The following is a 26,829-nucleotide window of genomic DNA, read 5'->3' on the forward strand; positions in this document are numbered from 1 at the left end:
TTATGCAACGTATCGTTATCGTCGGTGGAGGCGCCGGGGGCCTGGCACTCGCCACCCAGTTGGGCAAGCGCCTGGGTAAAAAAGGGCTGGCCGAGATCACGCTGGTGGACGCCGCCCGCACCCATGTCTGGAAACCCCTGCTGCACCAGCTGGCCGCCGGCAGCTTTGATACGCACGCAGAAGAAATCGAATACCTGGCGCAGGCGCGCTGGAACCATTTCAAGTTCCGGCTCGGCAGCCTGACCGGCATAGACCGCACCCAGAAAACAGTGCATCTGGCCGCCAGCCATGACGAAGCCGGCCGCGAGATCACGCCGGCGCAGGAGCTTGCCTACGATACGCTGGTGATTGCCGTGGGCAGCCAGACCAACGACTTTGGAACGCCGGGCGCGGCCGAACACACCATCAAGCTGGACAGCCCGCAGGCAGCCAAACATTTCAATGACCGCCTGATCAACGCCTGCATACGCGCGCAAACCGTGCCGCGCACGGCGGGCAGCGGCCGCCTGACGGTGGCGATCGTGGGCGGCGGTGCCACGGGTGTGGAACTGGCGGCCGAGCTGCATGCCGCCGCGCGCGTGCTCGGCAACTACGGCTTTGACCATATCCACCCTGAAAAGGATTTGCAGATCGTACTGGTGGAAGCCGCACCGCGCCTGCTGGCCCAGTTGCCGGAACGCCTGAGCGAATCGGCATTGCGCGAGCTGCGCAAGCTGGCGATTGAGGTGCATACCAACGAACGCGTGGTTGAAGTCACGGCGGACAGCCTGAAGATGGCCAGCGGCAAGGTCATTTCATCAAGCATCACCGTTTGGGCCGCGGGAGTGAAGGCTGCCGACTTCCTGAAAACCCTGGGCGCCAACCCAGACGGGCAAAACCCGCTGGAGACCAGCAAACTCAACCAGCTGGTGGTGAACGGCAACCTGCAGACCACACGCGATGCCAGCATTTATGCCTTCGGCGACTGCGCCGCCTGCCAGCAGCCCGACGGCACCTGGGTGCCGCCGCGCGCCCAGGCGGCTTACCAGCAGGCCATGTACCTGACACGTGCGCTGCCAAAACTCATTGAAGGCAAAGCGGTAGCGCCCTTTGTGTTTACCGACCAGGGCTCGCTGGTCTCGCTGGCCGAGTACTCGTCGGTCGGCAGCCTGATGGGCAGCCTGACCAAGGGCAGCTTTTTTGTCGAAGGCCAGCTTGCCAAGCTGATGTACTGGGCACTGCACAAGCAGCACCAGCTGGCGTTGGGCGGCTTCAAGAAAACCGCCCTGATCACCCTGTCGGAAATGATTGACCGCACGCACCGCCCGCGTATCAAGTTGCATTGATAATTGGCATATCAATCACAGGAGAACCCCATGGCAAAAGGACAGACGCACAACAACAAAATGGTCAAAAAGCCAAAAAAGGACACCTCACCACCGAAGACGGTGTCACCTGACGCAGTCCGGGCGACGGTCGTCACCCAGGTCATGCCCAAAGGCAAGTTGAAAAACAAGCCGGCCTGATGCAGGCAGACAGGCCGCCCGCCGCGGCCGGACAAGCGGGCAACCCCCTGCATGGGGTCACACTGGAGGCCATGGTCACGGCATTGTCTGAACACTATGGCTGGGAAGACCTTGGCCAGCGCATCAATATCCGCTGTTTTACCAGCGAGCCCAGCGTGGCCTCCAGCCTGAAGTTTCTGCGCAAGACACCGTGGGCGCGCGAGAAGGTTGAAAGCCTCTATCTCTTCATGCGGCGGGAGGTCAGGCGCAACAGTCCGCCGGTGCATAACTTTCCGCCACCCAGGAAACCGGACTGAGTCCAGGCCTGCCGTCAACCACCCAGCGGGTTGGCAAATATCAGCATCATGGCCACGCCCACGCCAATCAGGAAGTTCGCGTCGATCAGGCCGGCCAGCAGAAACATCTTGACCTGCAGCGGCTCCATCATTTCAGGCTGACGCACGGCACCTTCAAGATAACGCCCGCCCATCACGCCCAGGCCCAGGCATGCGCCAATCGCCCCCAAACCAATCATCAAACCGCATGCAATGGAAATGGCACCTGCATCACTCATGATTTTTCTCCTTTAGTCAACACTTGCTGATGGCTCCAATCATGCAGACCGCACCTCCACAAAACAATTACCTCGCAGGTCATGCCGCAGGTGAAGGCATTGAAACGGTGTACGCCGACGACAGCCTGCTGGTGTTCAACAAACCGGCCGGGCTGCTTTCCGTGCCGGGGCGCGGCGAAGACAAACAGGACTGCCTGAGCCGACGCGTGCAACAACACCACCCCGACGCACTGGTGGTGCACCGGCTGGACATGGCCACATCGGGCTTGATGCTGATGGCGCGGGGCGCCGAGATGCAGCGCGCGCTGAGTCGCCTGTTTGAAAACCGTGAAGTGCACAAGCGTTACGTGGCAGTCGTGGATGGCCTCATGCATGAGAACCAGCCCGCGCCGCAAAACCCGGGTGAATGGGCGCTGATTGACTTGCCGATCGCCGTGGACTGGCCGCGCCGGCCACTGCGCATCATCGACAGGGAGCACGGCAAACCCAGCCAGACGCGCTGGCGTAGCGTGGGTTCTGGCAATGCCGCGAACAGCACACGGGTTGAGCTTGAGCCTGTCACCGGCCGCTCACACCAGCTGCGCGTGCATCTGCAGGCACTGGGCCACCCGATTCTTGGCGACCAGCTGTATGCGCCTGCAGAAGTGCAGGCCAGGGCACCACGCCTGTTGCTGCATGCGGCCATGCTTGCCTTTAGCCATCCTGAAAAAGGCCGGGCCATGCGTTTTGCCTGCGAGCCCGGCTTTTAGCAAAGCACAAATACACAGCACACAAATGGCACTGGCGCTACCATCGGGCGCATGACCTCAAAAACAGCTCCCCATCTCACCATCCTTACCGGCGCATCGCGCGGCATGGGACTGTCCATGGCCCGCCAGTTGCTCAAAAGCGGCGACACCCTGCTGTGCATTTCGCGCACGTCGCAAGAGGCACTGGTCAAGGAAGCAGCGGCCGCGGGCGCCACGCTTGTGCAATGGACACATGACCTGGCCGACGGCGCAGCCCTTTGCAAACGGCTTGAGGCCTGGCTGGCCGGCAACAGCGGCCCATGGGAAAGCGCCAGCCTCATCAACAACGCCGGTGTGATTCCACCGATTGTCCCGCTCAGCGAAGCAGCCCCCGATGAGCTTGCGCGTGCGTTGCGCGTCGGGCTGGAAGCACCCATGCAGCTGACGTCCGCATTCCTGCACGCGACTGCCAGCTGGAACGGCAAGCGCAAGGTACTCAATATTTCATCGGGCCTGGGACGCAAGGCCATGGCATCCCAGGTTGCCTACTGCGCAGCCAAAGCGGGAATGGACCATTTCACGCGCTGCCTGGCGCTGGAAGAGGCCCTGAAGCCGAATGGCGCAGAGGTCTGCGCGCTGGCACCCGGCGTGATCGATACAGCCATGCAGGACCAGCTTCGCGCTGCAGACAATGCAGCCTTTCCGGACCGGGCCGGTTTTGTGAACCTCAAAAGCAGCGGGTCACTGACCTCACCCGATGCGGCGGCAGCCCGTGTGCTGGCATTTCTGGCCCGGCCCGACTTTGGTGCACAACCCGTGGCCGATGTGCGCGAGTAAATAAAGCCCCCTCGCTTGTCACTGCGTGAGCCTTCGGCAACGCACAGCTCCTTCTACCACTAAATGGGGCTAAGCTTGCTTGGGACAACCCGCCCCGGCGCAGCGCTCCATCGCACCTACTCTTGCCACTGCGTGTGCTGCAAAGGAAATTTTCCGGGTAATTAAAATCGTAAACACCTGCCGAACGATTCAGCCAACTTGTTGCATAAACCGGTTGAACCCGCCCTCGGGCGTTTGCGTTCGAGATAACCGTAGGTCCGCGACGAGGCTTTGTTACCGGTGTTCCTTAGGCTACGGAAATGGTGGGCAGTCATTACTTGCACCTGCAGCAAGGGCCAACCGTGTTTACGACTTCGGCTTTGCATGCCGTGAGTTTCAAACGCCGCAAAGGCGCATGAATACAAGATAGCTGCAAACAACTTGAGTTGCGCGGAAGCAGGCAAACCCTAGTAAATCTCGGGTACCACAATGTCCTGCGGTACCGGGTGCCGCACGTAATCTTCGTGCCTGACACGCTCGGGCAGCACGATGGCGGGGTGCTCGGTTTCAGCGTAGGGCATCTGCCCCAGCAGGTGATGGATGCAGTTGAGCCTGGCCTTTTTCTTGTCCACCGCCTGCACCACCCACCACGGCGCCTCGGGAATATGCGTGCGCTCCAGCATGATTTCCTTGGCCTTTGTGTACTCCTCCCAGCGGCGCCTTGACTCCAGGTCCATGGGACTGAGTTTCCATTGCTTGAGCGAGTCGTGGATACGACCCAGAAAACGCAGGTGCTGTTCTTCATCAGAGATGGAGAACCAGTACTTGATGAGCTGTATGCCGGAGCTCACCAGCATCTTTTCAAACTCGGGCACGGTACGAAAAAATTCTTCGTACTGTTCGTCGGTACAAAACCCCATGACCCGCTCCACCCCGGCGCGGTTGTACCAGCTGCGGTCAAACAGCACGATCTCGCCGGCCGCCGGCAGGTGCGAGACGTAACGCTGGAAATACCATTGGGTGCGTTCGCGGTCGTTTGGCGCAGGCAGTGCTGCGACGCGGCAGATGCGCGGGTTAAGCCGCTGGGTAATGCGCTTGATCACCCCGCCCTTGCCGGCGGCGTCCCGGCCCTCAAACAGGATTACCACCTTGTGGCCGGTGCCGACCACCCAGTCCTGCAGCTTGACCAGTTCGCCCTGCAGGCGGAACAACTCGCGAAAGTACTGGCGGCGGCGCTCCTTGTCCTGCGCGCTGTGGCCCTGGGTTTCTTCGCCGGTCAGCTCGGCCACCGTGCGATCTTCAAGTTCCATCTCCAGCTCTTCATCGTAGCTGTCGATCAGGTCGTTGCGGATACGCCGCATCAATTCTTCGTCACTTGAATCCAAGGCGCTCTCCCAAGCAGGTCGGCAAACAGGTTAAGCCGCAAGCCTACGGGAGCAATATGTCAGTGCCGTGAAAAGCGCGGTATCACTCGGGAAATCAATCCCGCTGGAGTCGCCTGTAGATCTCGTCCTTGGTCTTGAGCCGCTTCTTTTTGAGCAATTCCAGCGCTTCGTCGCCGAGCGCGGCGTGCCCCTGTTCGTATTGGGTCACCGCCCGATTGTCTTCGTCATACTCGGCGAAGAGCCGCGCAAAATGGGCATCTGTTGCCCTGAGTTCGCGCATCTTCTCCAGATGCTGGGGGAACTCATGGGCCAGGTCGTGCTTGAGCAACTCCATAAAACCTCCGTTATTCCCGAACAATCATGACGGGCAGGTGCGTATGCGACAGGACCTGTGCCGCAACACTTCCCAGGACGAGTTTTTCCAGCCCCCGGCGGCCGTGCGATCCCATCACGATCAGGTCGGCACCGGCGGATTCGGCCGACTCGAGGATGCTTTTGTAGACCGCCTGCCCCTCGACCACCGATGCGCGCACCACCGTGCCATCGGCTTCAAGAAATTTCCTGGCGGCGTTGATCGCGAGGTTGGCCTCGGCCGTGGCGGCGCTGAGGTATTCGGCCTGTCCGTAAGCAAATTCGGTACCCACGCCGGTAAAGGCATAGGTGTCAATCACGCTGACCACGATCACCTCGCTTTTAAAGGCTTTTGCGAGAGCAGCGGCTTTTTCAATGGCCTTGCTGGATGTGCTTGATCCGTCTACGGGAACAAGAATGTGCTCGAACATGATGGAATCTCCTTTTCTCAGGTGGCAACAGATTTCCAGAAACAACCCGCCAAGGCGATTCTGCTACAGCCGCACCAGCCGCTTCACGCGAAAAGGAGAAAGGCGGGGCAAGCCATACCCCGTTTGTAAGCCATCAGGCGCCAAAAAGCTATCGGACAAGACGCCAAGGTGCCCTTCGGATGCTTTTGATGGCCCTGGGGTGGGGCTCACTCGGCCTTGATGTTGGCCGACTTGGCCAATTGGGCATAACGTGCCAGGTCAACCTTGATGAGTTTGCTCAGCTCTGCGCCGTTGCCGCTTAGCGGCTCCACACCGGCACCTGAGAGGTTTTCCTTGATCGCCGGCTCGGCCAGCACTTTTTGCACATCGGCATAAATGCGGGCGACCACTTCGGGCGGCATTTTGGCCGGGCCCATCAGCGCATACCAGATCGAAAAGTCCAGCGGCTTCAATCCCTGCTCTTCAAACGTCGGCACCTGCGGCATCAACTGGTAGCGCGATGCGGTCGACACGCCTATGCCGTAAAGCTTGCCGGTCTTGATATGCGGGGCGATCAGGTTGGCGCTGAGGATGGCCAGCTGCACCTGGCCGCCCACCACATCGGTCAAGGCCGGCGCGCAGCCCTTGTAGCCGACATTGGTGGCTTTCACGCCCGACTTCTGCTTGACCAGTTCCATCACGAAATGCTGGGGAGTCCCGACACCGCAGGAGCCGTAGTTCAACGCCGTTGGATTGGCTTTGGAGTACTCCACCAGATCCTTCAGGTTTTTGATATTCGTGCTCTGGTGCGCCGCAAGGGCAATCGGTGTCAGGCCCAGCAGCATGATGGGCGTCAGGTCTTTTTCAGGGTCGTAATTGAGCTTGCCGGCCACCGCCGGGTTCACCACCATGGTGCTGTTTTGCAACAGCAGGGTGTAGCCGTCCGCGGGCGAGCGGACAACTGCCTCGGTGCCGATATTGCCGGATGCGCCGGCCCGGTTGTCCACCGCAACGCCCTGCCCCCAGATGGTTTGCAGCCGCGCGCCAATCTGCCGGGCCAGGATGTCCGAGCCACCGCCGGTACCGTAAGGAACAATGATCCTGACCGCGCGTGACGGATAGGTGTCGGCCCACGCCACAGGCGCGGCAAGCTGCGCGGAGGCAGCCAGGCCCAGCAGGCCCAGAAAAGTGCGAAGTTTCATTTTTTGTTTCCAGTATTTTTTAAGCGATGGAACCGATACGCCCGCGCCACAAATCCCAGGCACGTACAACCTGCCCCTCCGTGCTCGCGGCAGCCAGTGCCGCCTCTTCTTCATTGAGGAAATTGACGGGGCCCAGCGCCGCTGCCTGTATCTGCAGCTTGGCATTGACCTCTGCATAGATAGCGCGGTACACCGCCAATTCAAGCGACGGTGCAACGGTGGTTGAACCATGGCCGCGCATCAGCACGCAGTTGTGCTTGCCCAGCGATTGGGCCAGCGCCTTGCCCAGACCGGTGTCGCGGATCAGCAGGTCGGTGTTGCCGCCGGCATCGCGGATTTCGAACAGCGCGGAGCCGCTGCCCAGAAAGCCGCTCATATGGAAAATCGGCCGCAAACGCTGGCCCGTGGCGCCAAACGGGATCACGCTCTGCGAGTGGCTGTGGACCACCGACATCACGTCGGGCCGGGCCCTGTAGATCTCGCTGTGTATGAAACGCTCAAGGTAGGAGCGCTTGTCGGACGCCACGGCGAGGTCGCCGTTGAGGTCATACGTCAGGATGTCCTCGGGGCTGACCAGTCCCGGCGCCCGGTTGCAGGACAACAGGAAATGCTCAGGCGATTTGTCGTGGCGCACACTCACGTGGCCAAAACCGTCAACGACGTTCTGGTCGTAAAGAATACGGTTGGCTATGGCCAGTTTTTCAAGCAGCGCGGGATCGGGTTTGGGAGGCGTCATGAAGTTTCCTTGTCAATAATGGCCGCAGCCAATTATTAATAAGTATACGTATCACTTGAATGCCTGACCAGCCGAAAGCAGGTCAAAAAACAGAGGGTAAACCCGCCCCCGTCAGGCGTAGCCGCGGCGCTGAGACCAGGGCATATCGCGCTGAAATGGAACGAGGCTCAGGCCTCGATCTTCACGCCCTTCCAGAAGGCGACATGGTCCTTTATTTCTTCAGCTTCGCGCTTGGGATTGGGGTAGTACCAGGCCGCATCGGTATTCATTTCTCCGTTGACCAGCAGCGAGTAATAACTCGCTTCGCCTTTCCACGCACACATGGTGTGGTGGTTGCTGAAGGTGACGTAATCGCGGTTCAACGAACTCGCGGGGAAATAATGGTTTCCCTCAAGGACGACAGTGTCATCGCTTTGCGCAATCACTGCGCCATTCCAAACTGCTTTCATGAGATTCTTTCCTGAACTGAAGTGCCAGCCCCAATGCTACGCGCTATCCACACGAATGCCGGGAACGCGATGGCCCGCAGGCAACTTATTTCAGCGCAGCGTGCCGGTCAATGGTCATGACGGTCCTTGTCGTGACCATGGCCATGCCCCTTTCCGTGTCCACGTTCCTCGTGCCGCCCCTTTTGCCCGCGGCGCTCATAGTCGTCATCACCCCTCACCTTGACGAAATAAACCGGCTGGCCGCAGGCGTTGTACCGGTCGCAGTGCTTGGACCATTTTTTTGCGTGTCCGGGGGGCACATGCAGGTAAAGAGGTGCTTGTTGCACCAGTACCGGCGGGCGCTGGATGATCACCGGCTGCGCGTAAATGAGCGGCGGTGGCGGTGCCGTGCCGATTTCGATGCGGCCGTACACGCCGGGCGTCAGCGCGCCCTCAACCGTTGCATTTGCATACGGCGTGGCGGCAAGGGCTGCGCCACCAAAAAAGGCGGAAAAGGCACACAGGTTCACTGCCAGCAGCGATTTAAGAGTTGTTGTCTTCAAAGTGTTCTCACTATCAATCAAATAAGTTTGTGGTTTTTAAAATCCGTGGCATCAGCCCGCAGCCGTAGCCATGCGCAGGTTTTTCCCCTCAACGATCACCTTGGAGCCGACCGGGACAGCGCTGGAGATATCAAGGTTGCGCGTGGAGCCATCGTTCATGCGGACACGCACGTCATACACAGTGACCTTCTTCATATTCTTCTCGACGGCATTCCCCGCAAAGGCACCGCCGGCAACACCGAGAACGGTCGCGGCCGTCCTGCCGTTGCCATTGCCCACCTGATGGCCCAGAAGACCGCCCAGAACGCCGCCCGCAACAGTTCCCAGGCCGATGGTGGTGTTGCCGACTGCAACCCCGTTAACCTGCCCCTGGCGCTGCACAGCCGTCACGGCCTCGACCGTGCCGCAATCGGCACATACATTGGCACGCGCAACGACCGCCGGGGGTGTCGCGTGTTTGCTTGGGCTGCTGGATACAGGTTTGTGGGCCTCGGCAGCCACTTTGGCGGCCGGTTCGCCACCGGCATTGCTGGCGGCGGGTGGCACGGCAGCAGGTGCCATGGCAGCCATGCTGCCGGGCTGTACGCCAGGTTGTGCCTCAGAGCGATTGACCACCAATGCTGCGGCAAGCGCCATGACGGTGACGCCCAGCACCGCCACAATGGCTACAAGAGCCTTGCTGTGCTGCAGGCGTTGCGCAACGCCGGGTTGGGAATTCGAAAGATCGGTGTTTTGTTGGCTGGCATCCATGATGGACTCCTTATGAGAAGTCCATTGTCGACACCCCTGCGTGATACACCGTGTAGGACGATGTCAGATTCGTAAGTAGCAGTTGTCGCAACAATGCATTTCCCGGCCGGTGTTTCTGGCCAGGTTTTGAATTTCACACACTCTTGTCGGACCGGAAGCCCCGTCTCTACCGGCTCACTATCCAGGTTCACCACGACAGCCCGGCGCGCAGCATCAGAAAAACTCTTTGGCCAGCAATTCGTAGGAACGCCTGCGGGCAGCAGGATCGTGCGCCCAGGTAATCACAACCAGTTCTTCGACCTCCAGCGTATCGGCCAGCGCGCGCAGCTTGTCCGCCACCTGCCTGCCGCTGCCCACCAGCGCTGTACGCCGGAGTTTGTCGGACTCGAACTGCTCGGCCGCGCTGTAGGGGCGCAAGGCAACTTCTGCCGGAGAAAGCAGCGGCCCCAGCGCGCCTTTGTTCCGGTCGATCTTCCAGCGCTCACGGCCGGAGAAATGGTGCCAGGCCCCTGCTTCGGTATCCGCCGCCAGCGCCCATACACAAACAGTGGCCTGCGGCTTGGGATGCGTGGCACTGGGCCGGTACATGCGGCGGTACAGATCCAGTGCCTGGTCGGCCCCCTGCCCGTCGGTAATGAAATAGGCAAACGCATAGGGCAAGCCATAATGCGCCGCCAGTTGTGCACCATAGTCGGAACTGCCCAGCATCCACAGCTCGGGGGTGGTCGGGCCGGTCGGGTTGGCCGTCACGCCGCGCCCCGGGTGGCCCTCTGGCAGCTCGGCACCGGATACCCAGGCCTGCAGTTCGCGAACCTGTATCGGAAAGTGTTCCGCTGCCTGGTGCGGGTCGGCCCTCAAAAGCCGTGCCGTGCGCATGTCCGAGCCCGGTGCGCGTCCCACGCCCAGGTCAATGCGCCCCGGTGCCAGTGCTTCAAGTACGCGAAACTGCTCGGCCACTTTCAGCGCCGAATAATGCGGCAGCATCACACCCGCGCTGCCGATGCGTATGCGCTGCGTGGTCACGGCAATCGCCGCCATCAGAACCTCTGGCGCGCTACCGACAATGCCGGGATGGCTGTGGTGCTCGCTGAGCCAGAAGCGGTGATAACCCAGCGCCTCGCAATGTTGGGCCAAAGCCAGGGTTTCGCGGATGGAGGCGTCTTCAGTGCGGCCGGAAACGGCAACCGACTGGTCGAGAACAGAGAGGCTGAGCATGCGCAAACTATAGCCAGACTGGCCCGATCCCGCTCTGGAAGGGCTACGTTGTCGGCTCTGTTCAAATACAGGCTTACATCCCGTCAATATAAAGAAGCAGATTCCATGGCATTAAAAGCCACCATCTACAAAGCCCAACTCCAGCTATCAGACATGGACCGCAACGTCTATGCCGACCATAACGTCATCATTGCCCGTCACCCGTCCGAGGCCGACGAACGCATGATGATCCGCCTGCTGGCCTTCGCGCTCAATGTGCCCGCCGACGACAACAAGGGCAAGCTCGACTTCGCCAAAGACCTCTGGGACGTGGACGAACCCGCGCTCTGGCACAAGGACTACACAGAGCAGATCCTGCACTGGATAGACGTGGGCCAGCCCGACGACAAGCGCCTGATGAAGGCCGCGGGCCGGGCAGAAAAGGTCAGTGTTTACAGCTTTGCCAGCAGCACGCCCGTCTGGTGGAAAAATATCGAGACCAAACTGACCCGTGCATCCAACCTGGTTGTCTGGCAGATCGAAGCCGCCGAAAGCCAGGCGCTGGCCAAACTGGCCGAACGCAGCATGCAGCTGCAGGTGACGGTGCAGGACGGCACGGTGTGGATGAGCACCGCAGTTGGCTCCGTCGAAATCACGCCGCGCCGGTTGACGGCAGGCGACTAAAACTTCAGGATGCCGTGTCGGCGTGCTGCTGGTAAGGCGGCAGCCGTGCGCCGCAGCTGGAGCAAAAATCAGCGCCCGGGCCATGGCCTTCGCTCAGGCATTCATGGCAGGTGCGTGTGGTCGGCGCCTGCGAGACCTGCATCTGCCGCTGCGCCGCCATCTCCGCCGTCACGATACCGGTGGGCACCGCCAGAATGCCCCAGCCCATCAGCATCATGAAAGACGCAATCAGCCGTCCCAGATCGGTCTTGGGCGTGATGTCGCCAAAACCTACCGTCGTCACCGTGCTGATGGCCCAGTAGACCGAAGTGGGAATGCTGGTGAAACCGTTGGTCTGGCCCTCGACCACATACATCACCGTGCCCATGACCAGCACCACCATCAGCACGGCCGACAAAAACACCAGGATTTTCCGGCCGCTGGCGGCCAGCGCGCGACCCAGAAACTGGTACTCGGCCACATAAGCGGCGAGCTTGAACACCCGGAACACCCGAAGCAGGCGCAACACCCGCACATCAATGAGCGCATGCAGCTCGGGGAAAAACAGCGCCAGGTAGGTCGGCAACACGGCAACCAGGTCGATGATGCCGAAAAAGCTGGTGGCATATTGCAGCGGCTTGCGCACACACAGCAGGCGCGCAATGTATTCGGCGGTAAACAGCACGGTAAACAGCCACTCGGCGCCGTTCAGCATGGGCCCATGGGACTGATGGATCGCCTGCACGCTGTCGGCCATGACCACGGCAATGCTGAGCAGGATCAGGGCGATAAGCGACAGGTCGAACACACGCCCGGCGCGGGTGTCGGCCTCGAAAATAATCGTGTACCAGCGCAGGCGCCAGCCGGCCAGCGGCTTGCCGTAATGTGGTGTGGAGAGCGAAGAAGAAGGTTTTGCCATGCTTGCAGGCCGCGCCATTTGGCGCGACCTTGTTGATTACCAAGTCACGCACGATACATCAGTGCCGCGCGGGTCCACGGACGAGCCGGCGATCACTCTCTTTTTAATAGCACGTTGCGCGCCAAAGACGGTGGCCAGGGGCACTTTTCATCCAGAAATTGGGCCTGAGGAGGCCAAATTCAGGTTTTTGCGGCCTCCGCCTCCTGCAGGGTGCGCCACATCACCTTGCCCGAGCCGCTTTTCGGCAGTGCATCGACAAACTGCACCACACGCGGGTATTTGTAGGCCGCCATATTGTCCTTGCACCAGTTGATGATGTCTTCCTCGGTGGTCTTGCCTTTGGCGGCAGCGCGCAACACCACCACGGCCTTGACGCTTTCACCGCGGTAGGCGTCATGCGTAGCGATGATGCAGGCCTCCTGGATCGCCGGGTTCTTGAACATCAGCGCCTCCACTTCCGCAGGCCAGACCTTGAAGCCCGACGCGTTGATCATGCGCTTGAGCCGGTCGGTGAGGAAAAAGTAGCCCTCTTCATCCACATGCCCCAGGTCACCGGAGCGGAAAAACCGCTTGCCGTCCAGCTCCATGAAGGCTTCGGCGGTCGCGTCCGGGCGCTTCCAGTAGCCCTGGAATATTTGCGGTCCGCTCATGATGATTTCGCCCTGCTCGCCCTGCGGCACTTCCTCCAGCGTCAGCGGGTCTATCACGCGGGAATCGCAGCTGAGAAAGGGTACGCCAAGGCATTGCTGTTTGGTCGCATCCGGCGGATTGCTGTGCGATGGTGCTGCCGTTTCTGTCAGGCCGTAACCTTCGGCGTAACGCAAGCCGTATTGCTCCCACAGGCGCTGGGCCACGGCCTGCGGCATGGCCGCACCGCCGCCGCCTATGTAGACCAGACTGCTCAGGTCAAAACTCGAAGTTGCCGCAGCAGGCGTACCGTCTTTTGCCTGCACCGGCCCGGCGGGAAAGTTGGGGCTGGCCATCAGGTCTATCACCATGGTCGGGATGTTGGCCCAGTGCGTCACGCGCCAGCGCGAGATCAGCCGCCCGGCCAGTTCACGGTCCCAGCGCGGCATGATGACCAGCGTGGCGCCGCCGTAGATGGCCGTATGCATCACCGAAACCATGCCGGTGATGTGGAACATGGGCACCACCGACAAGACAACATTTTCAAACGTGCTGTTGCCCCACAGCGAGCCGGCCACGGCGTTATGCATGATGCTGGCGTGCGTGTGCATGCAACCCTTGGGAAAGCCGGTGGTGCCGCTGGTGTAGGGCAGCACGGCCAGGTCTTGCGGCCCCACGCTGTGCGCGGGCAAGCTATCGGTGGTGAACGACAGCGCATCCTGCCAGGCCATGACCCTGCCGCCATCCAACACCTGCAAATCATGGCGAGCTCCCAGCCAGTCGCGCCAGGCCTCGGGCATTGCGTCGCCGGCCGCAGCGATATCAAACGCATCGCTGTAGTGCGACACGATCAGGGTCGTCAGGCGCTGCGCGGGTTCAAGCTGCGAACTGGCCCGGGCCAGTTCGGGCGCCAGATCAGCCGCCGCAATGGCAACTTTGGTGTCGGGGTCGGTGATGTAGTGCTTGAGCTCTTCGGCGCGGTTCATGGGATTGACCGGCACCACCACGGCGTTGGCCCGCAGGATGGCAAAGTGCGCGATCACCCATTGCGGGCAGTTCTGCATGTAGAGCGCCACGCGATCACCCTTTTTGACGCCCTGCGCATGCAGGGTGGCGGCCAGGCGCTCGGCCTGCTGCATGACCTGCGCATAACTCAACACCTTGTCAAAAAACACCAGCGCGGGTTTGTCGGGAAAACGCAGCGCACTGACCGCCAGGTTGTGCCACAGGGAAGTGGCCGGCGGCGAGATGCTGCGCGGCAGCCGCTTGGGCCAGACTTTGTAGTGCAGGTTCTGGCGGGTAGTTGTAGGCTGGGGCAAGGAAGAACTCCGGTGGGTTGGGCGCCTCCAGCGTAACCGCAGCGCGCGTGCCCTGCATTGGGGAAGCACCTGATAAAACAGTGTCGCCTCAGCGACCTGCAATCACTATCATGAAGCATTGCCACCAGCCGTCTTTACAAAGAAACACCATGCGTTTTTTCAATGCCCTTTCAAGCTTCCGCACACATTCCCGCCAGGCTTTGCTGGGCGCCTGCCTGCTCGCGGCCAGCGCCAGCGCATTTGCCGCCTTTCCCGAAAAGCCGATAAGGGTCGTGATCGGCTTTCCGGCCGGCGGCCCGCTGGACCAGCACGCCCGCCTGCTCACCGACAGACTGCAGGCGGTGCTGGGCCAGCCCATCATCATTGACTACAAGTCCGGCGCCGGCGGCACAGTGGGAGCTCAGGACGTGATGAAAGCGGCACCCGATGGCTACACGCTGATGCTGGCCAACACCGGCGTGATGGTCATCAACCCGGCGCTGTACAGCAAGCTGCCCTATGCCACGCTCAAGGACTTCACGCCCATTGCCCGCACCGCCATGCAGCCGCTGGCCCTGCTGGTCAACCCCAAGCTGCCGGTCAGGACACTGAAGGAATTCATCAGCTACGCCCGCGAGCGGCCGGGCCAGATCAACTACGGCTCGGCCGGCAACGGCGGCATCAGCCACCTGGTGCCCGAGATGTTCAAGAACGCCACCGGGCTGTTCATGGTGCACATCCCTTACCGCGGCAGCGCCCCGGCGTTTACCGACCTGATGGGCGGCCAGGTGCAGTTCATGGGCGAGTCGATCCCGCAGGCAGCCAACTATCACAAGCAGGGCAAGGTACGCGCCCTGGCCGTCACCAGCAAGGAACGCAACCCGGCCCTGCCGGATGTGCCCACCGTGATTGAATCAGGCGTCAAGGGTTTTGAAGTGGTCGGTTTTTATGGTTTCCTGGCACCTGCCGGCCTGCCCAAAGACGTAACCGCCAAACTGAGCGATGCCTTCAAGCAGGTCATGGCCAACCCGGACATCCGCAACCGCATGGTGACCCAGGGCGCCGACCCGGCCTTCATGGGCAGCGATGAGTTTGCCCAGTTCCTGGCAGCGGAGATGCCGCGCTGGGCAGCGGCCGTCAAGGCATCGGGCGCCAAACTGGACTGAGGGCGCCGCACACCCAAACCTGGTGCATGTTCCAGCACATAAACGCCAGACTGGTGCCCATAACTTGTATACCAGCCTGGCAACCAGGCTGACTCCGGGGATTTCCTGCTGAAAATCGGTGGCACGGGAGTTGCACTGCCTTGTGCATGGCCACCGCATCCGACATCAGCAAACGCATCATCGAAGCCGTGATGGCGCAAAAGCTTGCCCCCGGTTCACGCCTGGGCGAGCAGCAACTGGCCATGCTGTTTGACTGCAGCCGCACCATCGTGCGCGAAGCCCTAAACCAGCTGGCAGCCCGCGGCATCGTCACCGTCAGCAGCCGGCGCGGCTGGTACGTCATTGAGCCGTCGCAGGAGGAAGCGCGTGAAGCCTTCGAGGCGCGGCGCGTGATCGAAATGGGCCTGATACGCTGCACACCCGAAGTCAGCAAGGCCGCCGTCAGGCAGCTCAAAAGCCACCTCAGCCAGGAGAAGGCCGCCATCAGGGGCAGCGACGTCGGCCTGCGCAGCTTTCTGCTCGGCGACTTTCATGTGTGCCTGGCCGAATGCCTGGGCAACAGCCTGCTGGCCGACACGCTGCGCGACTTCACCGCGCGCACCACGCTGATCGCCATGCTCTACCAGTCCTCGCACGACGCGGCGCAGTCCTGCAATGAACACGTCAGGATAGTCCAGGCCCTCGAAAAGGGCGACCTGGTGCTGGCCGAAAAACTCATGCAGGCCCATATCGGCAGCGTCCAGGCCACGCTCAAGCTGCACCCGGCCAGCGGCGATCCGCTGGCGCAGCTGCGCAACGCCCTGAGCCCCCTGTCGCCACCCGCAGTCAAAACGGCACAAGACTTGCATACAAGCTCAGCCAAAACCCGCCGGGGTGCGGCCAAACCCCTTGATGAACCCTCAACTTACCTCGGAGCCTTGTTATGAAACCATCGACACACACAAAACGTTTCTTTTCCCTTGGCATCGCTGCGGCGGCCCTGCTGCTCGCCGCCGGCGCGCAGGCACAGTCCGCACTTGACGAGGTCATGAAGGCGAAAAAAATCACCATCGCCATCCCCACCGACTTCCCGCCCTACGGTTTTGTCGGCACCGACCTCAAGCCGCAGGGCCTGGACATCGACATGGCCAACTACATTGCGGCCAAACTCGGCGTGGAGATTGAGCTCACCCCCGTCAGCAGCGCCAACCGCGTGCCCTACCTGCAAACACGCAAAGCCGACCTGGTGATCTCCACCCTGGGCAAAAATGCCGAGCGTGAAAAGGTCATCGACTTCACCGCGGCCTACTCACCGTTCTTCCAGGCCGTCTTTGCGCCAAAGTCCATGAGCATCAAGAGTTTTGCCGACCTGGCGGGCAAAAGCGTGGGCGTGACGCGCGGCGCCATCGAAGACCAGGAGTTGAGCAAACTCGCCCCGGCAGGCACGGACGTCAAGCGTTTTGAAGACAACAACGCTACCGTCTCCTCCTTCGTCGCAGGCCAGGTGCAGCTGATTGCCACCGGCGCTTCCGTTGCCGGCAACATGATGGCCAAGAACCCGCAACTGAACACCGAATACAAGCTGCTGCTCAAGGACTCGCCCAACTTTATCGGCGTGGCCAAGGGCGAAGACAAGCTGCGCCTGAAGGTCAACGAGATCATTGCCGCCGGCAAAAAAGCCGGCGACCTCGACAGGATGGCCGTCAAATGGCTGGGCCGCCCGGCAGGAGACCTGCCGCAATAAATGCACACCCCTGTTGGGGCTCGCTGCGCGTAGCCCCCTCTCCCCTTGCAGGGGACGCTGTCTGCGGCCTGGCAGAGCCAGTTCCGCGACAGCACTGGCTTCGGACGGGGAAACCCCCATTTTTTTTTCGAGGTGCCACTAGATGCGTGTTGAACTTGATTTCATCGCTGTGCTAAGCCAGTGGCCTTTGCTTGCCAAAGGCGTGGCCTGGACTGTGGGCCTGACGGTTATTTCGGCCGTGATCGGCGTGGTGGTTGGCGTGGCATTTGCCTGGGCCCGCTCGCACGGCTCAGTCTGGCTCAAGGCGGTGGTGGGCACCTATGTTGAGTTGATACGCAACACGCCCTTCATCGTGCAGCTGTTCTTTGTGTTCTTCGGGCTGCCTGCGGCGGGCATCAAACTCTCGCCCGAACTTGCCTCCATCATCGCCATGGTGATCAACCTCAGTGCCTACGCGACGGAGATCATTCGCGCCGGCATTGATGCCACACCCAAGGGGCAGATTGAGGCCGCCATGAGCCTTGCGCTCAACCGCATGCAGACCTTTGTGCGGGTGGTGCTGCCGCCCGCCCTGCGCAAGGTGTGGCCCTCGCTGGTGAGCCAGATCATCATCGTGATGCTGGGCTCGGCCGTGTGCGGCCAGATCTCGACAGAGGAACTCAGTTACGCCGCCAACCTGATACAGAGCCGCAACTTCCGCGCCTTTGAAGCGTATATCGTCGCGACGCTGGTTTACCTGGCGCTGGCTATTGGTGTACGGCAGCTACTCAACTGGCTTGGTCCGCGCTTTTTATTCGGGAGGTGACCATGCAGCCCCCACCCTCACTCACTACGTGTAACTCACTGCCCCTTGGGGGGGCGCAGGCCCGCTTGGGGCGGCCCGGCGCGAGGCCTGATCATGGTTGACTTCACCGTCTGGGACATCTTCCGCAACCTGTTGCTGGCCGCGCGCTGGACCGTGGTGTTGTCGCTGATTGCCTTTATCGGCGGTGGGCTGGTGGCCTTGCTGCTGCTGGTTGCGCGGCTCTCAAAAGCCAGGGGCATGGGCCGGCTGGTCGGCGGCTACGTGCAGTTATTCCAGGGCACGCCGCTGCTGATGCAGCTGTTCCTGGCCTACTTTGGCCTGGCGCTGTTTGGCGTCAAGACATCCGCCTGGGTCGCCGCATCCGTGGCGCTCACGCTTTACACCAGCGCCTACCTGACTGAAATCTGGCGCGGCTGCGTGGCGGCGATTCCCCAAGGGCAATGGGAGGCAGGGCAAAGCCTGGCGCTCAGCTTTCGCGAGCAGTTGCAGCACGTGGTGTTGCCGCAAGCCGTCAAGATCGCGCTGCCGCCCACGGTCGGCTTCCTGGTGCAGGTGGTCAAGGGCACGGCGCTCGCGTCCGTCATCGGTTTTATCGAGCTGACCAAAGCCGGCACCATGATCACCAATGCCACCTTCAAGCCCTTTGTGGTTTACAGCTGTATAGCCCTTTTGTACTTTGCGCTGTGTTTCCCCATCAGCCTGTACGCCAAAGTCCTGGAAAGGAAAATCAATGCAAGCCGTCGCTGAACAAACCGCCACTTCCGGCGAGGCGCCTGCGCGCTCCATCGTGCAAATCACCGCCCTGCGCAAATCCTACGGCGCCAACGAAGTGCTCAAGGGTATAGACCTGCAGGTCAGGCCGGGCGAGGTCATCGCCATCATAGGCAAAAGCGGCTCGGGCAAAAGCACGCTGCTGCGCTGCATCAACGGCCTGGAGGTTTTCCAGGAAGGTGCACTCACGGTCGACGGCAAACCCCTGCTGCATGAAAGCGCCATGGCCATGCGCGAACTGCGCCAGCGCGTGGGCATGATCTTCCAGAGCTTCAATTTATTCCCGCATTTGACGGTCGGCAAAAACATCATGCTGGCGCCTTCGCTGGTGAAAAAAACCGATCCGCAGGCTGCCGCCGCGCAGGCGCGGCTTCTATTGACCCGCGTTGGTCTGGCCGAAAAGTTCGATGCCATGCCCGAGCAACTCTCGGGCGGCCAGCAGCAGCGTGTGGCGATTGCCCGCGCGCTGGCCATGGAGCCGGCCGTGCTGCTGTGCGACGAGATCACCTCGGCGCTGGACCCCGAACTGGTCGGTGAAGTGCTGCGCGTGGTCGAGAGCCTGGCCGACGAGGGCATGACGCTGCTGATGGTGACGCATGAAATGAGTTTTGCCCGCAAGGTCTCGGACCGCGTGATCTTCATGCACCAGGGCCGTGTGCACGAGATGGGGCCGCCCGCGGAAGTATTCGGCAATCCGCAAACGCCTGAACTCAAACAGTTTTTGTCCTCGCTGAACGACTAGACTGCGACCAGGCCGGAAAACCGGGCGCCAGGCGCGCGGTCACCTCAGGCCAGCAACATCACGCCCTTCCCGGCACAATGCAGGAGGCGCACGCCTTTCTGCCAAAACCGCCCGGCCCGCCGGGGCTGATAAAGCCAGCAGGCGCGCTTCTTTTTTGATAGCTGGCTGCGCCCATTCACCGGGGGCCAGACAGCTATTTGACATGTATTTTTGCCTTGTCCAGGCGATTTTCACTCCCCGCCTGCCCACACCATGCCCCGCATCCTTTATTTCTTCGCACTGTGCAACCTCGTGATCGGCAGCAGTGCCTTTGTACTGGGCGGCATTTTGCAGCCCGTAGGCGCGGCGCTGGGCATCAGCGTTGCAGCAGCCGGCCAGGTCATGACGGCCTATGCCGTGGCCACTGCCGTGCTCGCGCCCGTGCTGATCATCCTGACGGCAAAGTGGTCCAGGAAGCGCGCCATCCAGCTTGCCCTGGGGTTTTTTACGCTGGGCGGCCTGGTGTCGGCACTGGCGCCCGACCTGACCACCCTGCTGCTGGGCCGCGTGCTGATGGGTGCGGGCGCCATGTTCTCGGCCGCCGCATCGGCACTGGCGGTGAGCATGGTGCCGCCGGCGCTGCGCGGCCGGGCGCTGTCGATTACTTTTTTGGGCATGAGCATCAGCTATGCGGTGGGCCTGCCCATGGGTGCATGGCTGGGCCTTGAGTACGGCTGGCGCGTGCCGGTGTGGCTGTCTGCGGGCGCAAGCCTTGCCGTGCTGCTGGCCGCGAGCTGGCTGATCCCCGCCAGCATGGCCAGCGCGGGCAGCAGCTTTGCGGGCTTCAGGGCTGCGGCGCGGCAAGGCGCCGTGCTGCGCGTGTGGCTGCGCACGCTGCTGTTTTTTATCGCCATCTTCAGCGTGTTCGCCTATGTGGGTCCGGTGCTGCTGACACTGAACCCCATGAGCTCGACACAACTGTCCGTGACCCTGGCCGTGTTCGGCCTGGCCGGCGTGGCCGGCACGCTGGTGGGCGGCTGGGCCAATGACCGTTTTGGCGCGCTTAAAACCATACTCGTACAGCTGGCGGTGCTGACCTCCACGATGTGCCTCTTGCCCCTGACGGCGGGCAATGTGCCTGCGACGCTGGCAACCCTGGTGGCCTGGGGTATCGCAGGTTTTGGCCTGATGGCGCCGCAGCAAAGCCGGCTGGCCAGCCTGTCTCCTGCGCAGGCGCCCTTGCTGCTCAGCCTGAACGGTTCCATGCTTTATATCGGCACGGCGCTTGGCGCGGTCATCAGCGGCGCACTGATTGACAGCGTAGGCTTTGCCCATCTCGGATGGGTGGGCGCACCTTTTGGCCTGCTGGCCATCCTGACCCTTGTATTCGACCGTGCACCGGCGGCATGTCCCGCCGTCCCCAATCCAAGCTGATATCACAGGACACCATATGACACCTGAATCACAACACCAGGACCTGCAAACCGCTTTGCAGCAAGTAAGTGCCGGCACACTGGGCGTGGTCGCGTTCTCGAACCTGGCCCGCAGCCAGCAAGTGCTGGCCCAGGCCTTGCCTGAACGCTTCAACGAAGTCCTGCTGAATTTACTGGACCGGCTGGAGTCAAGCGCGCTGTTCACCGATGAAAGCTGCTCATTCAGCCACAAGGACTTGCTGGACAGCCTGCAGATGTGGCTGGACAAGGCGCAGCTTCAGCTCCAGAAAAACCTGAAGCCCGGTTAAAAAGAAACGCCGCCCTCAGACGTGACGTTTGCGGGCCGGGGCCGCCGGCTGAACAGGCGGCAGGGGCAGGCTGTCGGCCTGCTCGTGCAGCGCCTCGATGATGTGGCAATGTGCATCCGTGCCGTCGCAGCGGTCGCGCAGGGCTTTCAGGTCTTTTTCAAGCGCCCGCAACTCCTTCAGCCGTGCCCGCACATGGCCCAGGTGCCCGTCCAGCGCAACACGCGCCGTGGCGCAGTCAGCCTTGATGTTCAGGTCCAGCCCCAGCAAGGTGCGCACCTCGTCCAGCGACATGTCCAGCGCTCGGCAGAGCCGGATGAAGCGCAGCTGGTGTATATCGCCATTGCTATAAAACCGATAGCTGTTGTCGCCCCGTCCCTGGGGACTGAGAAGCTTTTCCTTTTCATAAAAACGGATGTTCGCGCTGGACACGCCGCTCAGGGCGGCGGCTTCGCCAATCTGGTAGGCACCAGGTGTTTTCGGATGGAGTGAAGCCATGCTTAACCTTAAAGCTACTTTATGGTTTCCAATGGTAGTTCTGCTTTAAAAAAACTTCAAATGCAACAAACAAATTCCCCTTGTTATTGAACTTTCCCTGCCACCCACTATCATTAGCCCATGCGTCATTTGCTGCTCGCCCTCCTGATTGTCCTGCTGCCCCTGCGCGGCTGGCTCGGTGATGCGATGGCCACCAGCATGGCAACAGCCCCCTTGCAGCACCAGCAATCCGCTATGGAAGTTATAGCTGGTCACGCGCATGAACCGGTGGCTGCAAGCCATTCCGGTCATGAAATGGCATCCCATGCACCGGCGCAGGCCCTGCATGACTGTGCGGAGCAGGCCGATGACCAGTCAGCCCAGTCCGGCAATGCACATGACGGCCATTGCAATACCTGCGAAGCCTGCCAGGCTTGCCACACCGTTGCGCTGTCGCCCGTGGCGCTGGGCCTGAACACCTCGTTCAATGCCCCGACGCAGCCCCGCGCCATGGCAGCGCAATTCACCAGTGCACCTGCTGCACTGGGCCAAAAACCACCGATTTCCTGAAGCCCAGGCCCGTATTGGGTCTGTACCAGCCTCCGGCACGCGCGGCCCACGCCGCCCTGCCCGGATCACCGCGATTTTTTCAATCGCCCGCTTGTATTTCAGGAGACTTTTGTGGACATCCGTTTTATTTCAAAACCGCTGGTCGGGCTGCTTGTGCTTTTGCCTGTGTGGGCCAGCATCGCCCAGGCCCAGACACCGGCAGCACCACCGCCGGCCAACACACCAGCCCAGGCTGCGCCGGCGCCCTTTCGTTCCGCGCTGGAGAACTACCAGCCCTACACCGACCAAAAAACCGCACCCTGGAAAGCCGCCAACGAACAGGTGGACCGCAACGGCGGCTGGCGCGCCTACGCCAAGGAAGGCCGAGCCGCCGCGTCACCCGCTGCCGCACCTCAAGCCGATCCGCACGCCGGACACGCCAAACCATGAGCGGCGCACCCATGAAACAAATAGCGCGATACACCGCCCTGGCCACGGCCTGTCTGGTGCTGGCCGGCTGCGCTTCGGTCGGGATGGACGAGGCTATCAACGACACCAACAGCCAGCGCAAGAGCTTCACCCAGGGCAAGCTGGAACTCAGCCGCACGGCCGAGCAGCAGGAAGCGCGCCGCAAACTCAGCAGCGAGTTGCTGGCAGAACCATTGCGCATGGACGACGCCGTTCAGCTCGCCCTGGCCAACAGCCCGGCCGTACAAGCCCTGCTGGCCCAAAGCTGGGCCGACCTGGCGCAGGCCAGGCAGACCGGCCGCATCGCCAACCCCATCTTCAGTTTTGAACGGATACGCGCCGGTGACGAACTGGAACTGGGCCGACTCTTGTCGTTTGGGCTGCTGGATTTGTTGACGCTGCCACAGCGCCAGGCCATTTCGCGCGGCCAGGTGGCGCAGGCCAAGGTGCAGCTCAGCGCCAATGTGGTGGAGCAAGTCACCCAGGTGCGCCAGGCCTGGGTACGCGCCGTGGCCGCGCAACAAAACCTGCACTATGCGAACCAGGTCAACCGCACGGCGCAGGCCAGCGCGGAACTGGCGCGGCGCATGCAGCAGGTGGGCAACTTCACCAGACTGCAACGCGCCCGCCAGCAAAGTTTTTATGCCGATGCAAGCGCCCAACTGGCGTTGGCGCAACACGCGGCCACGGCCACGCGGGAAGAGCTGGTGCGGCAACTGGGCTTGAGCGACAGCCAGGCAACGCAGCTGAAACTGCCAGAACGCCTGCCCGACCTGCCCAAAGAAGCGCGGCCTGCGGCGGTGGTGAATACCAGCGCCACCGAGCAACGGCTGGATGTGCAGCTCGCGCGCAACCAGCTCGACATCGCCGGCAAATCCCAGGGGCTGAACCTGCTCACCAGCCTGGTCGATGTGGAATTGGGCATTCGCCGGGACACGGTGTTTGACAACAGCAAAGGCACCAGCACCGCGCGCAAAGGGTTTGAACTCGACATCCGCCTGCCCCTCTTCGATTGGGGCAATGTGCAGCGCGACGCGATGAATGCGCAATCGCTGGCGGCGGCCAACCGTTATGACAACACGGTGCGCAATGCCTCATCGCAACTTCGTGAAAGTTATTCGGCCTACCGCACGGCGTACGACGTGGCCGCGCTGTACCGCGATGAAATTGTGCCGCTGCGCAAAACCATGGCCGAAGAAAACATGCTGCGTTACAACGGCATGTTCATCGGTGTCTTCGAACTCCTGGCCGACACCCGTGACCAGATCAGCAGCGTGATGGCGGCGATCAACGCCAGCCAGCAGTTCTGGCTGGCCGACGCCGCACTCGCCGCCTCGCTGACCGGCCGACCGGCCGCGACAGCCGCCCTGTCTTCCTCTGCAGGCAGTGCTGCTGCCGCCGCTGCGCACTGAGCCGCGGCATCACCTCATTCAACGGACTACTTATGACGAACAGAAGAAACTTTTTGGCGGGTGCCGGTGCCTTGACCGGCGCCGTGGCCGCCGCCTCGGTCAGCAAGGTGACCATGGCCGCCCTGCCCGAACCCGTGTTGCAGACCAGCCCCGACACCATGGCGCCGCTGCTGCCCAACACCGGCCGGCCCTACAAGCCGGTGGTGACGCTCAACGGCTGGACCCTGCCCTGGCGTATGAACCAGGGCGTGAAGGAGTTCCACCTGGTGGCCGAACCGGTGGTGCGCGAAATGGCGCCCGGCTTCAAGGCCCACCTCTGGGGTTACAACGGTCAGTCGCCCGGCCCGACCATCGAAGTCGTGGAAGGCGACCGCGTGCGTATTTTTGTCACCAACAAGCTGCCCGAACACACCAGCGTGCACTGGCATGGTCAGCGTCTGCCCAACGGCATGGACGGTGTCTCGGGCCTGACCCAACCGGCCATTCCGGCGGGCAAAACCTTTGTCTACGAATTTGTGGCGCGCCGGCCCGGCACCTTTATGTACCACCCACATGCCGACGAGATGACACAGATGGCCATGGGCATGATGGGTTTCTGGATCACGCACCCCAAAACCCAACACCCGCTGATCGACGAGGTGGACCGCGACTTTGTGTTTCTGCTCAATGCCTACGACATCGACCCCGGCGCCTACACACCCAAGATCATGACCATGCTGGACTTCAATCTGTGGAGCTGGAACAGCCGGCTCTTCCCCGGCATCGATCCGCTGGTGGTGCGCAAAAACGACAAGGTGCGTATCCGCGTCGGCAACCTGACCATGAGCAACCACCCGATTCATATCCACGGGCATGAGTTCACTGTCACCGGCACAGACGGTGGCCCGACGCCCAAAACCAGCCGCTGGCCGGAAGTCACAACCGATGTCGCGGTGGGCCAGATGCGGCAGATCGAGTTCCTGGCCGACGAAGAAGGCGACTGGGCTTTTCATTGCCACAAGAGCCACCACACCATGAACGCCATGGGCCACGAGGTGCCCACCATGATTGGGGTGGACCACCGCAAAGTTGCCGGCGAGATCAGCAAGTTGCTGCCCGACTACATGGTGATGGGTGAACGCGGCATGGCTGACATGGCCGAGATGGAAATGCCGCTACCCGACAACACCCTGCCCATGATGACGGGCGCCGGGCCTTTCGGCTCGGTCGAAATGGGCGGCATGTTCTCCGTGCTCAAGGTGCGCAAAAACCAGAAACCCGGCGACTACAAAGACCCGGGCTGGTACCAGCATCCGGCCGGTGAAGTGGCCTATGAATGGACTGGCAGCCTGCCCAATCCTGCACGTTTTGCGGCCGAGGGCGGCAAGTCCATGCCGCTGCGCAACAGGCCGGCCAAAGACATCGAAGTGCAGATCCGTAAACCCCAAGGCCATGCCGGCCACTGACTTTATTGACCCAAGGAATCCCATGAACACTCAAAACGCTCTCAAATTCGTAGCTGCTTGCGCCCTGCTGGCGGGGGCCACAAGCACTTTTTCCCATGAAGGCCATGCCGGGCCCAAAGCCGCGGCCGGCGCGCCCGAACAAAAAGCCTGGGGCGTGGCGGGCGACGCCAAGTCGGCGACACGCACCGTGACCCTGACGATGGACGACAACATGCGTTTCACGCCGGACAAGCTGGTCTTCAAACAAGGCGAGACCGTGCGTTTTGTGATCCGCAACCAAGGCAACATCCTGCACGAAATGGTGATTGGCACCAAGGACGAGCTCGACAAACATGCCGCCATGATGGTCAAGTTTCCCGGCATGGCGCATGACGAACCCTATATGGCCCACGTCGCCGCCGGCAAGTCCGGCGAGCTGGTCTGGACCTTCAACCGGCCCGGCGAATTTGACTTTGCCTGCCTGATCGCCGGCCACTACCAGGCCGGCATGGTCGGAAAAATCAGCGTGACTGCAAACCCTTAATCTCAAGAAAGCAAAAGATGAAAAGACGCTACCTGCTTCAAACCCTCGCCGGCCTGGCCGGCGCCTGCACCCTCACACCCGCGCTGATGGCGCAAACCCGGCCGCAGGTCGAGGTCTGGAAAGACCCGGACTGCGGCTGTTGCGCCGACTGGGTCAAACACATGGAGGACAACGGCTTCCAGGTGCTTGTACACGACAGCGGCAATGCCGCGGTCAGAAAACGCCTGGGCCTGCCGGAAAAACTGGGCTCCTGCCACACCGCCCTGGTCGATGGCAAATACCTGGTCGAAGGCCATGTGCCCGCCCGCGATATCCAACGGCTGCTGAAAGAACGGCCGCAAGCCCTGGGACTGACCGTGCCCGGCATGCCGGTCGGCTCGCCGGGCATGGATGGGCCCATCTACGGTGGCCGCCAGGACCCCTACAAAGTGCTCTTGGTGCTGAAAAACGGCGACACCCGCGTCTTTCAAGACTACCCCACCAAAACACCTGCCAAATCCTGAAAGGAAGAACACATGACATCACGCCACACCCTGTTGCTGCTGGCCGCCCTGCTGGCCGGCGCGGCCCACGCGCAAACCACTGCACACATGCACACGCCGGCCAGCGAGCCCGGCAAAGAAGTTGCGCAGCCCGCTGCCGAGCTGAGCGAAGGCGAAGTCCGCAAAGTGGACAAGGACGCCAAAAAAATCAGCATCAAACACGGTGAACTCAAAAACCTCGACATGCCACCCATGAGCATGGTGTTCCAGGTCAAGGACCCGGCTTTGCTGGACAAGGTCAAGGCCGGTGACAAGATTCGTTTCCGCGCCGAGAAGGCCGGCCCGGCCTTTGTGGTCACCGATATCCAATTGGCCCAATAAGACGCAAAAAAACCCACCAGGCCAACATCAGGCCGGGTGG

General features: G+C 61.6%; 34 protein-coding genes. 21 read left to right on the forward strand and 13 right to left on the reverse strand.

Annotation, left to right across the window (positions count from 1 at the left end; all coding sequences use genetic code 11):
* Window positions 1-2 precede the first annotated feature (2 nt).
* Genes ACFQND_RS23565 through ACFQND_RS23575 form a run of 3 tightly spaced genes read left to right on the forward strand, consistent with a single transcriptional unit; the run spans window position 3 to window position 1,801 of the window.
* The gene (locus tag ACFQND_RS23565) at window positions 3-1,325 is read left to right on the forward strand and encodes an NAD(P)/FAD-dependent oxidoreductase (protein ID WP_371439975.1); all 1,323 of its coding nucleotides are present in this window, start codon (window positions 3-5) and stop codon (window positions 1,323-1,325) included.
* Between the two features lie 30 nt (window positions 1,326-1,355).
* Complete coding sequence (locus ACFQND_RS23570) at window positions 1,356-1,505, forward strand: hypothetical protein (protein ID WP_371439976.1); 150 nt, start codon at window positions 1,356-1,358, stop codon at window positions 1,503-1,505.
* Window positions 1,505-1,801, forward strand: coding sequence for a VF530 family protein (locus tag ACFQND_RS23575; protein WP_371439977.1), 297 nt, complete (start codon window positions 1,505-1,507; stop codon window positions 1,799-1,801). The genes ACFQND_RS23570 and ACFQND_RS23575 overlap by 1 nt, the downstream gene beginning before the upstream one ends.
* Window positions 1,802-1,815: 14 nt before the next feature.
* Here ACFQND_RS23575 and atpE read toward each other — a convergent pair whose 3' ends face one another.
* Complete coding sequence (atpE, locus tag ACFQND_RS23580; RefSeq protein WP_371439978.1) at window positions 1,816-2,058, reverse strand: F0F1 ATP synthase subunit C; 243 nt, start codon at window positions 2,056-2,058, stop codon at window positions 1,816-1,818.
* 41 nt (window positions 2,059-2,099) lie between these two features.
* On the opposite strand from atpE, the gene ACFQND_RS23585 reads away from it, so the two are divergent.
* Together ACFQND_RS23585 and ACFQND_RS23590 are read left to right on the forward strand one after the other, a co-directional pair.
* Window positions 2,100-2,807, forward strand: a complete 708-nt coding sequence (locus ACFQND_RS23585) for an RluA family pseudouridine synthase (protein WP_371439979.1) — start codon at window positions 2,100-2,102, stop codon at window positions 2,805-2,807.
* A gap of 51 nt (window positions 2,808-2,858) precedes the next feature.
* Window positions 2,859-3,623, forward strand: coding sequence for an SDR family NAD(P)-dependent oxidoreductase (locus ACFQND_RS23590; protein WP_371439980.1), 765 nt, complete (start codon window positions 2,859-2,861; stop codon window positions 3,621-3,623).
* Between the two features lie 446 nt (window positions 3,624-4,069).
* Here ACFQND_RS23590 and ppk2 read toward each other — a convergent pair whose 3' ends face one another.
* The 9 genes from ppk2 to ACFQND_RS23635 form a co-directional block, all read right to left on the reverse strand.
* Complete coding sequence (gene ppk2 / locus ACFQND_RS23595) at window positions 4,070-4,963, reverse strand: polyphosphate kinase 2 (protein WP_371440084.1); 894 nt, start codon at window positions 4,961-4,963, stop codon at window positions 4,070-4,072.
* Between the two features lie 118 nt (window positions 4,964-5,081).
* On the reverse strand, window positions 5,082-5,321 hold the full coding sequence (locus ACFQND_RS23600) for a YdcH family protein (protein ID WP_371439981.1): 240 nt from the start codon (window positions 5,319-5,321) through the stop codon (window positions 5,082-5,084).
* Between the two features lie 10 nt (window positions 5,322-5,331).
* Window positions 5,332-5,769, reverse strand: coding sequence for a universal stress protein (locus ACFQND_RS23605; protein WP_371439982.1), 438 nt, complete (start codon window positions 5,767-5,769; stop codon window positions 5,332-5,334).
* A 206-nt stretch (window positions 5,770-5,975) separates the two neighbouring features.
* On the reverse strand, window positions 5,976-6,950 hold the full coding sequence (locus ACFQND_RS23610; protein ID WP_371439983.1) for a Bug family tripartite tricarboxylate transporter substrate binding protein: 975 nt from the start codon (window positions 6,948-6,950) through the stop codon (window positions 5,976-5,978).
* A 19-nt stretch (window positions 6,951-6,969) separates the two neighbouring features.
* Window positions 6,970-7,686, reverse strand: coding sequence for a class II aldolase/adducin family protein (locus ACFQND_RS23615; protein ID WP_371439984.1), 717 nt, complete (start codon window positions 7,684-7,686; stop codon window positions 6,970-6,972).
* 167 nt (window positions 7,687-7,853) lie between these two features.
* On the reverse strand, window positions 7,854-8,135 hold the full coding sequence (locus ACFQND_RS23620; protein WP_371439985.1) for a DUF427 domain-containing protein: 282 nt from the start codon (window positions 8,133-8,135) through the stop codon (window positions 7,854-7,856).
* 107 nt (window positions 8,136-8,242) lie between these two features.
* Window positions 8,243-8,677: a hypothetical protein gene (locus ACFQND_RS23625; RefSeq protein WP_377414686.1), complete on the reverse strand. Its 435-nt coding sequence runs from the start codon at window positions 8,675-8,677 to the stop codon at window positions 8,243-8,245.
* Between the two features lie 51 nt (window positions 8,678-8,728).
* Window positions 8,729-9,427 (reverse strand): glycine zipper 2TM domain-containing protein, encoded by a 699-nt coding sequence (locus tag ACFQND_RS23630; protein WP_377414689.1) that lies wholly within the window; start codon window positions 9,425-9,427, stop codon window positions 8,729-8,731.
* Window positions 9,428-9,640: 213 nt separating this feature from the next.
* The gene (locus ACFQND_RS23635) at window positions 9,641-10,642 is read right to left on the reverse strand and encodes an LLM class flavin-dependent oxidoreductase (protein ID WP_377414692.1); all 1,002 of its coding nucleotides are present in this window, start codon (window positions 10,640-10,642) and stop codon (window positions 9,641-9,643) included.
* 105 nt (window positions 10,643-10,747) lie between these two features.
* Here ACFQND_RS23635 and ACFQND_RS23640 point away from each other — a divergent pair, with 105 nt between their 5' ends.
* On the forward strand, window positions 10,748-11,305 hold the full coding sequence (locus tag ACFQND_RS23640; RefSeq protein ID WP_377414695.1) for a YaeQ family protein: 558 nt from the start codon (window positions 10,748-10,750) through the stop codon (window positions 11,303-11,305).
* Window positions 11,306-11,309: 4 nt separating this feature from the next.
* Here the strand turns inward: ACFQND_RS23640 and ACFQND_RS23645 are convergent, their stop codons facing one another.
* Both ACFQND_RS23645 and ACFQND_RS23650 read right to left on the reverse strand, forming a co-directional pair.
* Entirely contained in the window at window positions 11,310-12,203 is an 894-nt protein-coding gene (locus tag ACFQND_RS23645; RefSeq protein ID WP_377414698.1) for an ion transporter, read from the reverse strand.
* A 179-nt stretch (window positions 12,204-12,382) separates the two neighbouring features.
* Window positions 12,383-14,149, reverse strand: coding sequence for a long-chain fatty acid--CoA ligase (locus ACFQND_RS23650; protein ID WP_371439991.1), 1,767 nt, complete (start codon window positions 14,147-14,149; stop codon window positions 12,383-12,385).
* A 149-nt stretch (window positions 14,150-14,298) separates the two neighbouring features.
* Here ACFQND_RS23650 and ACFQND_RS23655 point away from each other — a divergent pair, with 149 nt between their 5' ends.
* The 8 genes from ACFQND_RS23655 to ACFQND_RS23690 all read left to right on the forward strand — a co-directional run bounded on the left by ACFQND_RS23655 (window position 14,299) and on the right by ACFQND_RS23690 (window position 21,055).
* Window positions 14,299-15,294 carry a Bug family tripartite tricarboxylate transporter substrate binding protein gene (locus tag ACFQND_RS23655; RefSeq protein ID WP_371439992.1) on the forward strand — a complete coding sequence of 332 codons (996 nt, stop codon included), beginning with the start codon at window positions 14,299-14,301 and terminating at the stop codon, window positions 15,292-15,294.
* Window positions 15,295-15,440: 146 nt separating this feature from the next.
* Window positions 15,441-16,220, forward strand: a complete 780-nt coding sequence (locus tag ACFQND_RS23660; protein WP_371439993.1) for a GntR family transcriptional regulator — start codon at window positions 15,441-15,443, stop codon at window positions 16,218-16,220.
* Window positions 16,217-17,017: a transporter substrate-binding domain-containing protein gene (locus ACFQND_RS23665; RefSeq protein ID WP_371439994.1), complete on the forward strand. Its 801-nt coding sequence runs from the start codon at window positions 16,217-16,219 to the stop codon at window positions 17,015-17,017. Before ACFQND_RS23660 ends, ACFQND_RS23665 begins: the two co-directional genes overlap by 4 nt.
* Window positions 17,018-17,159: 142 nt before the next feature.
* A complete protein-coding gene (locus ACFQND_RS23670; protein WP_371439995.1) occupies window positions 17,160-17,822 on the forward strand; it encodes an amino acid ABC transporter permease in 663 nt (220 codons plus the stop codon).
* A gap of 93 nt (window positions 17,823-17,915) precedes the next feature.
* The gene (locus ACFQND_RS23675) at window positions 17,916-18,569 is read left to right on the forward strand and encodes an amino acid ABC transporter permease (RefSeq protein WP_371439996.1); all 654 of its coding nucleotides are present in this window, start codon (window positions 17,916-17,918) and stop codon (window positions 18,567-18,569) included.
* The gene (locus tag ACFQND_RS23680; protein ID WP_371439997.1) at window positions 18,553-19,335 is read left to right on the forward strand and encodes an amino acid ABC transporter ATP-binding protein; all 783 of its coding nucleotides are present in this window, start codon (window positions 18,553-18,555) and stop codon (window positions 19,333-19,335) included. Before ACFQND_RS23675 ends, ACFQND_RS23680 begins: the two co-directional genes overlap by 17 nt.
* 252 nt (window positions 19,336-19,587) lie before the next feature.
* Window positions 19,588-20,748: an MFS transporter gene (locus ACFQND_RS23685; protein WP_371439998.1), complete on the forward strand. Its 1,161-nt coding sequence runs from the start codon at window positions 19,588-19,590 to the stop codon at window positions 20,746-20,748.
* 16 nt (window positions 20,749-20,764) lie between these two features.
* Window positions 20,765-21,055 (forward strand): hypothetical protein, encoded by a 291-nt coding sequence (locus tag ACFQND_RS23690; protein WP_371439999.1) that lies wholly within the window; start codon window positions 20,765-20,767, stop codon window positions 21,053-21,055.
* Between the two features lie 15 nt (window positions 21,056-21,070).
* On the opposite strand, the gene ACFQND_RS23695 is transcribed toward ACFQND_RS23690, so the two are convergent.
* Window positions 21,071-21,550: a Cd(II)/Pb(II)-responsive transcriptional regulator gene (locus ACFQND_RS23695; RefSeq protein WP_371440000.1), complete on the reverse strand. Its 480-nt coding sequence runs from the start codon at window positions 21,548-21,550 to the stop codon at window positions 21,071-21,073.
* 120 nt (window positions 21,551-21,670) lie between these two features.
* Here ACFQND_RS23695 and ACFQND_RS23700 point away from each other — a divergent pair, with 120 nt between their 5' ends.
* The 7 genes from ACFQND_RS23700 to ACFQND_RS23730 all read left to right on the forward strand — a co-directional run bounded on the left by ACFQND_RS23700 (window position 21,671) and on the right by ACFQND_RS23730 (window position 26,789).
* On the forward strand, window positions 21,671-22,099 hold the full coding sequence (locus ACFQND_RS23700; RefSeq protein ID WP_371440001.1) for a hypothetical protein: 429 nt from the start codon (window positions 21,671-21,673) through the stop codon (window positions 22,097-22,099).
* A 111-nt stretch (window positions 22,100-22,210) separates the two neighbouring features.
* Complete coding sequence (locus ACFQND_RS23705) at window positions 22,211-22,528, forward strand: hypothetical protein (RefSeq protein WP_371440002.1); 318 nt, start codon at window positions 22,211-22,213, stop codon at window positions 22,526-22,528.
* Between the two features lie 11 nt (window positions 22,529-22,539).
* Window positions 22,540-23,958 (forward strand): TolC family protein, encoded by a 1,419-nt coding sequence (locus ACFQND_RS23710; protein ID WP_371440003.1) that lies wholly within the window; start codon window positions 22,540-22,542, stop codon window positions 23,956-23,958.
* Between the two features lie 32 nt (window positions 23,959-23,990).
* Window positions 23,991-25,403 carry a multicopper oxidase domain-containing protein gene (locus ACFQND_RS23715; RefSeq protein WP_371440004.1) on the forward strand — a complete coding sequence of 471 codons (1,413 nt, stop codon included), beginning with the start codon at window positions 23,991-23,993 and terminating at the stop codon, window positions 25,401-25,403.
* Window positions 25,404-25,425: 22 nt separating this feature from the next.
* Window positions 25,426-25,926, forward strand: a complete 501-nt coding sequence (locus tag ACFQND_RS23720; RefSeq protein WP_371440005.1) for a cupredoxin domain-containing protein — start codon at window positions 25,426-25,428, stop codon at window positions 25,924-25,926.
* Between the two features lie 17 nt (window positions 25,927-25,943).
* Window positions 25,944-26,429: a DUF411 domain-containing protein gene (locus tag ACFQND_RS23725; RefSeq protein WP_371440006.1), complete on the forward strand. Its 486-nt coding sequence runs from the start codon at window positions 25,944-25,946 to the stop codon at window positions 26,427-26,429.
* Window positions 26,430-26,441: 12 nt separating this feature from the next.
* Window positions 26,442-26,789 carry a copper-binding protein gene (locus ACFQND_RS23730; protein WP_371440007.1) on the forward strand — a complete coding sequence of 116 codons (348 nt, stop codon included), beginning with the start codon at window positions 26,442-26,444 and terminating at the stop codon, window positions 26,787-26,789.
* Window positions 26,790-26,829: the final 40 nt, after the last annotated feature.

This window comes from Polaromonas aquatica (genome assembly GCF_042659145.1).
GTDB lineage: Bacteria > Pseudomonadota > Gammaproteobacteria > Burkholderiales > Burkholderiaceae_C > Polaromonas > Polaromonas aquatica.